Genomic DNA, 12,303 nt, shown 5'->3' with positions numbered 1-12,303 from the left:
ATGGACAGGAACTATCACGTATTCTCCGACGGTCGACTCGAACGAAGCGACGACACGCTCAGGCTCGTCACCGAAGCCGGCGACAAGAAGTACGTCCCGATAGAGAACGCGGAGGCGTTCTTCTTGCACGGACAAATCGACTTCAACACCCGACTGATGTCGTTTCTCAATCAGCGCACGGTCGCACTCCACGTCTTTGGCTGGGAGGATTACTACGCGGGCTCGGTGATGCCGAAGCGCGGGCAGACCTCCGGTCGAACAGTCGTCGAGCAAGTCCGTGCGTACGAGGACACCGACCACAGGCGGCGGCTCGCGGCGGCAATCGTCTCAGCGAGCATTCATAATATGCGGACGAACGTCGTCTACTACAACAACCGAAACCGGGAGTTAGAAACCGAAATCGCCGATTTGGACGCCGCGTCGGCGCGCGTCGACCAGACGCGTCCGATTGACGAACTCATGGGCGTGGAAGCGACTGCCAGAAAGGCGTACTACCGGAGTTTCAATCGAATTCTCCCCGACGAGTTCCGGTTGGAGCGCCGGGAATACAACCCGCCGCCGAACGAGATTAACAGCCTGATTTCGTTCGGCAACGCGCTCGTCTACGCCAATTGCGTCACGGCGATTCGCGCGACTGCGCTCGACCCAGCGATCAGCTATCTCCACGAACCCGGAGAGCGTCGCTACTCGCTATCGCTCGATCTCGCCGACCTATTCAAACCCGTCCTCGCTGATCGGGTGCTGTTTCGACTCATCAACAGAAATCAGATTACGCCGGACGATTTCGAGACTGAACTCGGGTCCTGCCTTCTCAACGAAGGAGGTCGACAGACGTACACGAAAGCGTTCGAAGAGATGCTTGAGCGTACCGTCGACCATCCGAAACTCAACCGCAAGGTGAGCTACCAGTACCTGATGCGACTCGAAGCGTACAAACTGAAGAAGCATCTGTTGGCCGGCGAAGAATACGAACCCTTCGAACGGTGGTGGTGAGATGTACGTCGTGATGGTGTACGACCTCGAAGCCGAACGGACGCACAAAGCGCTCAAACTGGGGCGGCGCTATCTGACGCACGTTCAGAATTCCGTGCTCGAAGGCGAGATTTCCGAAGGTGACTTAGTGACGCTTCGAAACGAGGTCGAAGACCTGTTAAAGCCGGGTGAGTCAACGATCATCTACGAACTGTCCTCGGACACACTTCTCGACCGCTCGGTCTACGGCGACGACCCGACCGACGAGAAACGCTTCCTCTGACTTCCGTCGACCCCCCGGTCGAATCGGGTTACTGAAGGTCGACGGAACTTCTTTATCATAGTCTTCCTTTAGAGGGTCTGTGTCCATGATATCGGGCATGGTTTCAGACGAACCCTTGTTGGGTTGAAGCGACCGTCTCGTTGAGTGGCCGGTCGTCCTCCGACGGTTTCAGACGAACCCTTGTTGGGTTGAAGCATCAACTGTGGTCGGTGGCGCAACATGAGGCGGAGTTTCAGACGAACCCTTGTTGGGTTGAAGCCGTCGCTGAGGTCTTGACCGAGGTCGTCGGCGCGTTTCAGACGAACCCTTGTTGGGTTGAAGCGGACACCATGGCAGCCATCGCCCCCATCCCCCCCAGGTTTCAGACGAACCCTTGTTGGGTTGAAGCAGCCGAACAACCCGAGTCGGCTGCATGCCACGGTGGTTTCAGACGAACCCTTGTTGGGTTGAAGCACGAGTCGGGCGAAGCCGAAAGAGATCATGGACGTGGTTTCAGACGAACCCTTGTTGGGTTGAAGCACCGAAGCCGGGTTCGAAGCGCACGCGGCGACGGTTTCAGACGAACCCTTGTTGGGTTGAAGCGACCAGGAGTGGCTTGAGGAGGCCGACGACGACCAGTTTCAGACGAACCCTTGTTGGGTTGAAGCCGACTGAAAGCATCGTGTACGTCATCTGGGCCGCTGTTTCAGACGAACCCTTGTTGGGTTGAAGCCAGTTCTTCGATGCGGTCCTGAATCGCCAACGCTGGGTGTTTCAGACGAACCCTTGTTGGGTTGAAGCGTCGGAGACGACGGCATCATCCTCGCGTGTGCCGATTGTTTCAGACGAACCCTTGTTGGGTTGAAGCGGCCGTCCATGACGGGTCTTCGGCGGCCGGGAACACGTTTCAGACGAACCCTTGTTGGGTTGAAGCACCGCATGGTCCTATTTCAGGGTGGTGAAGATCGCAGTTTCAGACGAACCCTTGTTGGGTTGAAGCCAGGTCGTCACGGCCTCCGGCGTCTCCAACACGTCGTTTCAGACGAACCCTTGTTGGGTTGAAGCAGCGGGTCCTCGGCGTCGAGGAACCACGAATCCATGTTTCAGACGAACCCTTGTTGGGTTGAAGCCGGTGGGGCGCGTTCCTCAAAACCGTCGCAGAAGCGTTTCAGACGAACCCTTGTTGGGTTGAAGCGAGTTGTCCAGCATGTCGAATCGGAGGCCATCGATGGTTTCAGACGAACCCTTGTTGGGTTGAAGCGGCTCTCTCGACTACACCGGCGAACTCACGAAACTCGTTTCAGACGAACCCTTGTTGGGTTGAAGCGGAAGCGACCGAGGAGTCGTCGTCGACGAGCGACCGTTTCAGACGAACCCTTGTTGGGTTGAAGCGTCAGTTGGTCGCCCCCGCCGGGCTGGAGGTTCGACGGTTTCAGACGAACCCTTGTTGGGTTGAAGCTCATCGGCGGCGCGGCGCTTGTCGTGCTCTATCTCGTTTCAGACGAACCCTTGTTGGGTTGAAGCAGCGGATGCTGAGTGACGCGCTGAGGCAGGTTGACGGTTTCAGACGAACCCTTGTTGGGTTGAAGCGACGATGCGGTCCTCCTGCGGCTCGTAGAGTGTGGTTTCAGACGAACCCTTGTTGGGTTGAAGCGATGACCGGGGCGTCGCGTGGCTCGTCGCGCCAGTGTTTCAGACGAACCCTTGTTGGGTTGAAGCGCGCCGAAGCGCCCGGTCGGGAACACCGTCACCGCAGTTTCAGACGAACCCTTGTTGGGTTGAAGCACCCAGACCGACACGGGGAAGTCGTGGTCGGCCTCGGGTTTCAGACGAACCCTTGTTGGGTTGAAGCGCTCCCGGAGAGGATGTCGTCACGTGCGAGTGGCGTTTCAGACGAACCCTTGTTGGGTTGAAGCGTGAGGAACAGACGACGCAACAGGTCGTCCTCGACGGTTTCAGACGAACCCTTGTTGGGTTGAAGCTTCGTGCAACCGGACGGCCTCTACATCCCGATTGTTTCAGACGAACCCTTGTTGGGTTGAAGCGCAACTACCGCTTTTAGATACACGGACGGGCGCGTTTCAGACGAACCCTTGTTGGGTTGAAGCGACGGTGCGGAACTCGTCGTCGGTGAGGCTGGTGTGTTTCAGACGAACCCTTGTTGGGTTGAAGCGTTTTGAGGCATCAGTTTAACACCTCTCGAACGTACGAGTTTCAGACGAACCCTTGTTGGGTTGAAGCTCATTGGTCTGGGCTCAGTCCACTACAAACGAAGAGAGTCCCAGACGAGTCCGTGTAGGACTAAATCGGAGAGTCATCAAGACGAAAGCGCGTGAAAGAAACAGACGCGGGCGCTACGCCGCCTCGGCGTACATCGCCATCAACTCGTCCGCGTTCGACTGCCAGGAGTAGCGCGCTTCGATGACCGCCCGGTTCGTTCGGCCCATGCGGACGGCCTCCTCGGGGTCGGAGACGAGTCGGGTGAGCGCGCGCGCCAGTTCCTCGGCGTCGCCCGGTGTGACGAGAATCCCGCGGTCGTCGGTGATGACCTCGGGGATGCTCCCGACGGGCGTGGTCACGATGGCGTTGCCGCCGGCCATGCCTTCGAGCATGGCGATGGGAAGCCCCTCGGCGTAGGTCGGGAGGACGAACACGGTCCCGCGGCTGATGAGGTCGCGCTTGTCTTCCTCGGAGAGGAAGCCGAGATACGAGACGTTGTCGTGGGCGGCGGCGACCGCCTCGGCGCGGTCGGCGTGGGGGCCGCGGCCGCCGATGCTCACTTCGAAGTCGAGTCCGGGCGTCGATTCGAGTCTCTCGACGGCGTCGAGGAACTCGCGGATACCCTTGCGCTCGATGAGGTTCGAGACGAAGACGAGGTGGACGGGGTCGGTCGGGTACGTCGGGTCGTACTCCGCGGGTTCGACGGCGTTGGCCATGACGTGGACTTTCTCCTCGCCGGCGAGTCGGGAGACGAGGCCGCGCCAGTACTCCGAGAGGACGACCACGTCGTCGACGGCGTCGAAGACGAGCGACTGGAGCCGGCGGACGACCCGCGAGTCGGTGGCGAGGAAGTCGTCGAACGACGAGCCGTGGATGTGGAAGACGACCGGGACCCGCCAGACGTACTTCGAAAACAGGGCGAAGAACGCCGCGCGGTAGAACGAGTAGGTGTGCGACGAGTGGACGTGGACGATATCGGGGCGTCGCTGGAAGGGAAACAGGGCGACAGCGACGAGCGACGAGAGGAGCATCCGCGCGGCGAGTTCGAGCCCCTCGCCTTTCGGTGCGGTGTAGCGGGTGTAGACGCGCACGTCCATCCGGTCTTCGAGGTAGCGACGCTGTTCGGTGATGTAGCGGTCGATGCCGCCGGTGCCTTTCGGGCCGACGATGAGGAGTGTTTGCTTGGGTGTCATGGGTTAAGTTTGGGGTCGCAGTCGAGGAGTCGCGGACCGAGTCACGGGACGCGGCGCGGACGCGAGGTGAGGTGAGACGCGTCGAGACGGGCGCGGGCGCGCCGGTCACTGCGGGAAAATTCGGTGGTTCGGCGGTTAGTTATGGGTCGATTGAACGACCGCGGAGAGGCGAGGAACGCGCGGAGGGAGACCGACTACGCCGGGACACTGTGTCGCGTCAGCGAGTCGACCGTCTCGACGGAGCCGTAGTTCAGCGCCACCTGGACGATGACGTCGGTGAGGTTGACTTTGTCCGCGAGGAACGCGTCGCGCTTTGCGGCCCAGCGGGCCTTCGCGCCGTCGTCGGCGAGGAGTTCGTCGGCGCGGGCCAGCACGTCGTCGAACGATTTGAGGTTGGAGATGAGCCCCCGCCGTTCGAGTTCGACGAAGTTGCCCATATCGTCGTCGCCGACGAAGGAGTTCGACCGGATGGCGGGCGTCCCGAGGAGCGCCGCCTCGGTGACCATGGTCTGGGTGTCGGCGACGAGCAGGCTCGCCTCCGCGAGCACGTCGTGGACGAGCGCGGGGTGGAAGTCGAACGGCCGAGTGTCGAGGTCGCCGTCGCGGCGCTCCTCGCTCTCGTCGAGGACGAAGACGGTCGCGCGCTCGCCCAGCAGCTCGATGAGTTCGCGGCGGCGCTCGGGCGTGAAGCCGCCGTGGCCAACGTCGTGGTGCGAGCCGAACGCGTTGAACCGGACGACGACGAACTTCTCGTCGGGGTCGAGGCCGAGTTCGGCGCGCACGTCGACCGAGGGCTCGTACACGTCGGGGTGGAGGTAGGCGGTCTCTTTGAACCCGCGGAACTGGTAGTGATTGTCCGCGAGTTCCTTCCCGAAGGTGTGGGGCGTCAGAATCGCCTTGGCGAACGGCCGGGAGACGACGTGGTCCAGCGAGGTCGGCTCGGAGTCGAGGAGGAGTATCACGGGCGTCCGCGAGACGGCCCCGGCGTGGGCCGCGTAGCCGCCCATTCCGAAGATGAGGTCGGGCTTGAACCGCCGCACGGCCCGGAAGATGTTGACGTAGTGGAACGGGAGCGATTTGAAAAGGGAGTACTTGGTCGTCCCGCAGGAGCCGTAAATCTCGTGGGGGAGGTCGTAGTATTCGAGGAGGTCCTTGGTACAGCCGTAGTCGCGGCCGAGGACGAGCACGTCGTGACCCATCGCCTGAAGCTCTCTGACGGCGTACTTGTAGAGGTGGACGTGCGCGGGCGTGTTGGTGAAGAACAGGTATCGCATACTCTCTGGCAGTTCCACGCGCCCCGCGGGAGTAGTTATACGGCGTCTACCCGCTGCGAGCGGTCGGAGAGACGCCGAGTCGCCGCCGCGACGACCGACCCGAGGCCGTTACGGTCGCCATAACAAAATCCGGACGAGCACTCGGGTTCCCTGACCGGGCGCTCGCGCGCCGTTTCGCCCGTCTGCGTCGACGCGGACAGCATCCCCGCCCTCCAAACCGACCGCGACGCGCCCCACAAGCCAAATGTTTCAGACGCCTATTTCGACGCTTACCCCGCGACGACGAACCGCCGACGCCAACGCGACGACCCGGAGCGACCGCTGATGTTCCCGTGGGAACACGCCGCCGTCGGCTACATCCTCGTCTCGCTGTGGGCGCGGGTGACCGGCCGGCGACTCGACGGCTGGGCCGCGCTGGCGGTGGTCGTCGGAACGCAGTTTCCCGACCTCGTCGACAAGCCGCTGGCGTGGTCGTTCGGCATTCTCCCGAGCGGTATCTCGATGGCGCACTCGATTCTCGTCTCGGTTCCAGTCTCGATAGTCGTCGTGGCCGTCGCGCGACGGTACGGGGCGGCCACGGTGGGCGTCGCCTTCGCCCTCGGCTACCTCTCGCACATCCCCGCAGACCTGCTGTATAACGGCTTTTTCTTCGGGAACTACGGCGTGATTCGGGCGTTCCTCTGGCCGCTGTCCCACGGCAGCGAGTCGTCGATGGGGGGCTTCTTCGCCCAGACGTGGTTCTACCTGCGCCGCTTCGTCGTGTTCCTCCGCCGGCCCGAGGCGTGGGTGCTGATCGCGTTCGAACTCGCGTTGCTCGGGAGCGCCGTCTGGCTCTGGCTCGGCGACGGCGCGCCCGGCGTGGCGCTTCTCAAACGCTCCGTGACCGGAATCCGCCGCGGCGTTACGAAGTGACTGCGACCGGAATCCGGGCGGCAATCACTCCATAACAAAGCCCTCACCGAGACTGAATTTCGCTAAGGCAGGCAGACTCCCCGCCGACATGATATGAGATTCCAGATTTTCCAGTCGATTCGGCCGACCGCCGAGTCGACACAGACGGCCGACGGAGCGCGACCGACGCGAGGTGAACGACGATGAGCGCCGAGGTGGGCGTCGAGTCCCACGTCGACGACGGCGTCACCATCGGCTACGGCGACGGCGACGACCCGGTCATCGGTGACCGGGCGCGAATCCGCGCCGGCACCATCGTCTACGACGACGTGACCATCGGCGACGACTTCGTCACCGGCCACAACGTTCTCGTCCGCGAGCACACGACCATCGGCGACGGGGTCCTCCTCGGGACCGAGACGGTCGTCGACGGCACCACGACCATCGGGTCGCGCGTGAGCATCCAGACGAACGTCTACATCCCCACCAACACCCGCATCGGCGACGACGTGTTCGTCGGGCCGGGCGTGGTGATGACGAACGACCCCTACCCGGTCCGCACCGACGCGGAACTGGTCGGCCCGAGAATCGAAAACCACGCCTCAATCGGCGCGAACGCGACGCTCCTCCCCGGCGTGACGGTCGGCGAGGGCGCGTTCGTCGCCGCCGGCGCGCTCGTCGTGAACGACGTGCCGCCGCGAACCCTCGCCGTGGGCGTCCCCGCCGTCCACCGCGAGTTGCCGGAACAACTGCGGGGAGAAAACAGGATACGACGATGAGCACAGACCACATCACAATCGCCGCGCCCCAGCTCGGGGCGGCGGAACGGGACCGAATCGCGGCCGTCCTCGAAAGCGGCATGATAGCCGACGGCCCCGAGGTTCGGAGCTTCGAACGGGAGTTTGCCGACTACTGCGAAGCCGACCACGGCGTCGCCACCTCGAACGGAACGACGGCGCTCCACGCCGCGCTCCACGCGCTCGGCGTCGGCCCCGGCGACCGCGTCCTGACGACGCCCTTCACGTTCATCGCCACGGCCAACGCCGTCGCCTTCGCGGGCGCTGAGGTGGGCTTCGTCGACATCGACCCCCGAACGTACAACATCGACCCCGACGCGCTCGAAGCGCGACTCAGAGCCGGCGAGCGGGTGGACGCGGTTATCGCGGTCCACCTCTACGGCCTCCCGGCGGACATGACGCGCCTCGCGGAGCTCGCCGAGGAGTACGACTTCCTGCTCGTCGAGGACGCCGCGCAGGCCCACGGCGCGGCAGTCGAGGGGCGGCGCGTCGGCTCCTTCGGCGACGCCGCGTGCTTCTCGTTCTACCCGACGAAGAACATGACCACGAGCGAGGGCGGCATGATTACGACCACCCACGCCGACGTCGCCGAGCGCGCCGCCCGGTTCGTGGACCACGGCCGCGTCTCCGGCTACGAACACGCCGAGGTCGGCCACAACTTCCGCATGACGAGCATCGCCGCGGCCATCGGCCGAGTCCAGCTCGAACGCCTCCCCGAGTTCACCCGCGCGAGACAGGCCAACGCCGCCGCGCTCACCGAGTACCTCGAAGACTCGCCGGTCACGACGCCACACACGCCGCCGGGCCGGACCCACGTCTTCCACCAGTACACCGTTGCCTGCGACGGCATCGAGCGCGACGCCCTCAAATCGTACCTCGACGCGAAGGGCATCGCGACGGGCGTCTACTACCCGAAGCCCGTCCACAAACAGCCCGCGTACGAACACCTCACGGTGTCGGCCCCCGTCGCGGAAGAGGCCGCGACACGGGTGCTCTCGTTGCCGGTCCACCCCGGTCTCAGCGAGGCCGACGTGGAGCGCGTCGGAACTGCGGTCGCCAACTACGCGGAGGTGGCGAGGTGAGCCGAAAATCCGCCGGACTCCGCGCCGACGGCGGCCGCGAGCGCCCGGTTCGAGCGGGCGTCATCGGCGTCGGGTCGATGGGGACCAACCACGCGCGGGTCTACGCGGAGCTTCGCGGCGTCGAACTGGTCGGCGTCGCCGACGCGGACACGGAGCGCGCCGCCGAGGTTGCGGCCGACTTCGGCACCGACGCGTACGGCATCGACGACCTACTCGACCGCGTCGACGTGGTAACCGTCGCGGTGCCGACGCCCTACCACGCGGCGGTCGCCCGGCAGTGTATCGACGCGGGCGTCCACGCGCTCGTCGAGAAACCCTTCGTCGACGACCTCGGCGTCGGCGCGGAGTTGGCCGCGCTCGCAGAAGAGCGCGGCGTCGTGCTCCAAGTCGGCCACATCGAGCGGTTCAACCCGGCCGTCCGCGCCCTCCCCGACCTCCTCGACGGCGTCGAACCCATCGCCATCACCGCGAACAGACTCGGCCCGCCGCTGAACCGCGAGATGGGCGACGGCGTCGTCATGGACCTCATGATTCACGACATCGACGTGGTGCTCTCGCTGGTCGACGCCGAGGCCGACCGCGTGGCCGCGACCGCCACGCCCGACGAGCAGTACGCGACGGCGCAGGTGACCTTCGAGAACGGTGTCATCGCCTCGCTCACGGCGAGTCGGCTCACCCAGCAGAAGACGCGGACCCTCGACATCACCGCGCGCGACCGGCTCATTCGGGTCGATTACCTGAACCAGTCGGTCCAGATTTTCCGCCAGTCGCGCCCGGACTACCTCCGTGACAACGGGGGCGTCCGCTACCGCCACGAAGTGGTGATGGAACAGCCGATGATTTCCACCGGCGAGCCGCTGAAACGCGAGTTACAGGCGTTCGTGGACGCCGCGACCGACGGCGGCCCGGTCCTCGTCTCGCCGGCCGACGGCCTGCGCGCCATCGAACTCGCCCGGCGCATCGAGGTCGACGCCGAATCGACGGTTCAGAGCATCGAGACCGCGGAGAGCGCGGAGAACGCTGAGACGACGGAACCCTCGGAGGGTCAACGGTGAGCCGCGAGCATACCGGACTGTACGGCTCCGACCGCTCACCCGACGAACAGACGCGGGCCCTGCGCGCCGGCGAGGTCCCCGTCGCGGTGTACGGCCTCGGGAAGATGGGCCTCCCGCTGGCGGCCGTCTACGCTCGTGCGACGGGCAACGTCACCGGCGTCGACATCAGCGAGGACGTGGTCCGCGGCGTCAACGACGGCGAGTGCCACGTGGCGAAGGAGCCGGGACTCCCCGAATTAGTCGCAGAACAGGCCGACCGCGGCGCGCTCCGGGCGACCACCGACGGCGTCGCGGCGGCCGAGGGAGCCGCGGTTCACGTCATCATCGTTCCGACCCCGCTGACCGACGACCGCGAACCCGACCTCGCGGCGTTCGAGGCCGTCCTCGACAGCATCGCGCGGGGCCTCGCGCCCGGCGACCTCGTCGTCGTCGAGTGCACCGTCCCGCCGGGGACGAGCAAAGACCTCGTCGTCCCGTATCTCGCGGACCGAAGCGGCCTCTCGGCCGGCGCGTTCGGCGTGGCGTTCTGCCCCGAACGGACCTCGTCGGGCCGGGCGCTCCGCGACATCACCGAGTCGCACCCGAAAATCGTCGGCGGCGTCGACGCCGAGAGCACCCGCGTCGCGGCGCTCGTCTACGGCGAGCTTACCTCGAACGAGGTGATTCCCGTGCGCGACGCGACGACCGCGGAGGCCGTGAAACTGTTCGAGGGCGTCTACCGCGACGTGAACATCGCGCTCGCCAACGAACTCGCGCGGCTCCGCGACGACCTCGGCATCGACGTGACCGAGGCCATCGACGCGGCCAACACCCAGCCGTACTGCGACATCCACGCGCCCGGCCCGGGCGTCGGCGGCCACTGCATCCCGTGGTATCCGTACTTCATCACGAGCCGGGTTGCGGCCGAGACGCCCCTGCTCCTGACCGCCCGCGAAGTCAACGACAGCATGCCGGCGTTCACCGCCGACAAGCTCCGCGACGAACTGGCCGCGGCGGGACGCGACATCGAAGGCGCAACCGTCGCCGTCCTCGGCGTCACCTACCGCCCCGGCGTCGCCGAGACCCGCGCGACGCCCGCCGCGGGCGTCATCGACCGACTGAACGACCTCGGCGCGACCGTCCTCGCGGTCGACCCGATGCTCTCCGACGAGGTCGTCGCCTCGTTCGGCGCGACCCCCGTCGCGCTCGCCGACCTACCGACTCACGCGCTCGACGCGGCCGTGGTCGTCACGCCGCACGAGGAGTTCGACGGCATCGACTGGACCGCCTTCGACGACCTCGTCGTCGTCGACGGCCGCGGCGCCCTCGGCGACATCGGCCACCGCGTGTACGAAATCGGCGGCGGACCGCGGGGCGGGTCGTCGGCCGACACCAACGCCGACGACGACGCCGACACCGAGATTGCGGCCGACGCGCCGCACGGAGGGTCGGGCCGATGAGCCGTCTCAAGGTGCTCTCGGTCGTCGGCGCGCGCCCGCAGTTCATCAAGGCGTTTCCCGTCTCCGACGCGCTCAGACGCGACCACGACGAGGTACTCGTCCACACCGGCCAGCACTACGACGAGTCGATGTCGGGCGTGTTCTTTGACGAACTCGCCATCCCCGAGCCAGACTACAACCTCGGGGTCGGCTCGGGCGGCCACGCCGCCCAGACCGCCGAGATGATGACCCGGCTGGACGCCGTCGTCGCCGACGAGGAGCCCGACGTGGTGCTCGTCTACGGCGACACCAACTCCACGCTCGCGGCGGCGCTCGTGGCCGCGAAGCGCGACCCCGCGCTGGCGCACGTCGAGGCCGGCCTGCGGAGCCACAACTGGGCGATGCCCGAGGAGGTCAACCGCGTGCTCACGGACCACTGCTCGGACCTGCTGTTCGCGCCCTCCGAGTCGGCCGCCGAGACGCTGGCGGCCGAGGGCATCCGCGACGGCGTCTCCGTCACCGGCGACGTGCAGTACGACGCCGTCCTCCGGGTCCGCGAGGCCGCCCGCGAGCGGTCGTCGATACTCGACGGACTCGACCTCCGAGACGGCGAGTACGTCCTCGCGACGGTCCACCGCGCCGCCAACACCGACGACCGCGACCGCCTCGAAGGCATCGTGGAGGGGCTCGTATCGTCGGAGCTCCCGGTCGTGTTCCCGGTCCACCCCCGGACCGAGGGCGCGCTCGAAGCCAGCGGCCTCTGGTCGCGGCTCGCCGACGCCGAGAACGTCGTCCTCGTGGAGCCGGTCGGCTACCTCGACTTCGTCCGCTTGCTCGACGGCGCGGAGCGCGTCGCCACCGACTCCGGCGGCGTCCAGAAGGAGGCGTTCTACCTCGACACCCGGTGTCTCACGCTCCGCGACGAGACCGAGTGGACCGAGACCGTCGACGCCGGCTGGAACGCCCTCGTCGGCGCGGACGCGGCCGCGATTCGGGCGGCGCTGGCCGACGACGACCCGCTTCCCGAAAAGCCCTCGCTGTACGGCGACGGGAGCGCCGCCGAGCGAATCGTCGCCGCGCTCTCGGAGTACGAGTATGCGTGAGCGGAAGGGGGACGGAGATGCGGACGCGCGAAGTGA

Annotated in this window: 10 protein-coding genes and 1 CRISPR repeat array; of the genes, 8 read left to right on the top strand and 2 right to left on the bottom strand. The window is 65.8% G+C overall.

Features of this window, described 5'->3' with window-relative positions:
- Both cas1b and cas2 read left to right on the top strand, forming a co-directional pair.
- The gene (cas1b, locus tag ACSR87_RS17780; protein WP_498531536.1) at window positions 1-993 is read left to right on the top strand and encodes a type I-B CRISPR-associated endonuclease Cas1b; all 993 of its coding nucleotides are present in this window, start codon (window positions 1-3) and stop codon (window positions 991-993) included.
- Between the two features lies 1 nt (window position 994).
- Window positions 995-1,255 carry a CRISPR-associated endonuclease Cas2 gene (cas2, locus tag ACSR87_RS17775; RefSeq protein ID WP_498531535.1) on the top strand — a complete coding sequence of 87 codons (261 nt, stop codon included), beginning with the start codon at window positions 995-997 and terminating at the stop codon, window positions 1,253-1,255.
- A gap of 100 nt (window positions 1,256-1,355) precedes the next feature.
- A CRISPR array of direct repeats spans window positions 1,356-3,475; the repeat unit is 30 nt; unit sequence GTTTCAGACGAACCCTTGTTGGGTTGAAGC.
- Window positions 3,476-3,588: 113 nt separating this feature from the next.
- On the opposite strand, the gene ACSR87_RS17770 is transcribed toward cas2, so the two are convergent.
- Both ACSR87_RS17770 and ACSR87_RS17765 read right to left on the bottom strand, forming a co-directional pair.
- Window positions 3,589-4,647, bottom strand: coding sequence for a glycosyltransferase family 4 protein (locus ACSR87_RS17770; RefSeq protein WP_498531534.1), 1,059 nt, complete (start codon window positions 4,645-4,647; stop codon window positions 3,589-3,591).
- A 194-nt stretch (window positions 4,648-4,841) separates the two neighbouring features.
- The gene (locus tag ACSR87_RS17765; RefSeq protein ID WP_498531533.1) at window positions 4,842-5,921 is read right to left on the bottom strand and encodes a DUF354 domain-containing protein; all 1,080 of its coding nucleotides are present in this window, start codon (window positions 5,919-5,921) and stop codon (window positions 4,842-4,844) included.
- Window positions 5,922-6,245: 324 nt separating this feature from the next.
- Between ACSR87_RS17765 and ACSR87_RS17760 the strand changes: the two genes are divergently transcribed.
- The 6 genes from ACSR87_RS17760 (at window position 6,246) to wecB (ending at window position 12,267) form a co-directional block, all read left to right on the top strand.
- Window positions 6,246-6,833, top strand: coding sequence for a metal-dependent hydrolase (locus tag ACSR87_RS17760; protein ID WP_498531532.1), 588 nt, complete (start codon window positions 6,246-6,248; stop codon window positions 6,831-6,833).
- A 182-nt stretch (window positions 6,834-7,015) separates the two neighbouring features.
- The gene (locus ACSR87_RS17755; RefSeq protein ID WP_008572437.1) at window positions 7,016-7,591 is read left to right on the top strand and encodes an acyltransferase; all 576 of its coding nucleotides are present in this window, start codon (window positions 7,016-7,018) and stop codon (window positions 7,589-7,591) included.
- Window positions 7,588-8,691 carry a DegT/DnrJ/EryC1/StrS family aminotransferase gene (locus ACSR87_RS17750; protein ID WP_498531531.1) on the top strand — a complete coding sequence of 368 codons (1,104 nt, stop codon included), beginning with the start codon at window positions 7,588-7,590 and terminating at the stop codon, window positions 8,689-8,691. Before ACSR87_RS17755 ends, ACSR87_RS17750 begins: the two co-directional genes overlap by 4 nt.
- Window positions 8,688-9,746, top strand: a complete 1,059-nt coding sequence (locus ACSR87_RS17745; protein WP_498531530.1) for a Gfo/Idh/MocA family oxidoreductase — start codon at window positions 8,688-8,690, stop codon at window positions 9,744-9,746. The genes ACSR87_RS17750 and ACSR87_RS17745 overlap by 4 nt, the downstream gene beginning before the upstream one ends.
- A complete protein-coding gene (locus tag ACSR87_RS17740; protein WP_498531529.1) occupies window positions 9,743-11,185 on the top strand; it encodes a nucleotide sugar dehydrogenase in 1,443 nt (480 codons plus the stop codon). Before ACSR87_RS17745 ends, ACSR87_RS17740 begins: the two co-directional genes overlap by 4 nt.
- Window positions 11,182-12,267 (top strand): non-hydrolyzing UDP-N-acetylglucosamine 2-epimerase, encoded by a 1,086-nt coding sequence (wecB, locus tag ACSR87_RS17735; protein ID WP_498531528.1) that lies wholly within the window; start codon window positions 11,182-11,184, stop codon window positions 12,265-12,267. The genes ACSR87_RS17740 and wecB overlap by 4 nt, the downstream gene beginning before the upstream one ends.
- The last annotated feature ends 36 nt before the right edge of the window (window positions 12,268-12,303 follow it).

The organism is Haloferax sp. SDI50 (genome assembly GCF_059802635.1).
This window is presented reverse-complemented; position numbering and strand designations above follow the sequence as displayed.

What these genes read in the sequence shown, in the direction of transcription:
- cas2 (WP_498531535.1), top strand. Translation starts at nt 995, where the DNA reads ATGTACGTCGTGATGGTGTACGACCTCGAAGCCGAACGGACGCACAAA.
- ACSR87_RS17765 (WP_498531533.1), bottom strand. Translation starts at nt 5,921, where the DNA reads ATGCGATACCTGTTCTTCACCAACACGCCCGCGCACGTCCACCTCTAC.
- cas1b (WP_498531536.1), top strand. Translation starts at nt 1, where the DNA reads ATGGACAGGAACTATCACGTATTCTCCGACGGTCGACTCGAACGAAGC.
- ACSR87_RS17750 (WP_498531531.1), top strand. Translation starts at nt 7,588, where the DNA reads ATGAGCACAGACCACATCACAATCGCCGCGCCCCAGCTCGGGGCGGCG.
- wecB (WP_498531528.1), top strand. Translation starts at nt 11,182, where the DNA reads ATGAGCCGTCTCAAGGTGCTCTCGGTCGTCGGCGCGCGCCCGCAGTTC.
- ACSR87_RS17770 (WP_498531534.1), bottom strand. Translation starts at nt 4,647, where the DNA reads ATGACACCCAAGCAAACACTCCTCATCGTCGGCCCGAAAGGCACCGGC.
- ACSR87_RS17760 (WP_498531532.1), top strand. Translation starts at nt 6,246, where the DNA reads ATGTTCCCGTGGGAACACGCCGCCGTCGGCTACATCCTCGTCTCGCTG.
- ACSR87_RS17755 (WP_008572437.1), top strand. Translation starts at nt 7,016, where the DNA reads ATGAGCGCCGAGGTGGGCGTCGAGTCCCACGTCGACGACGGCGTCACC.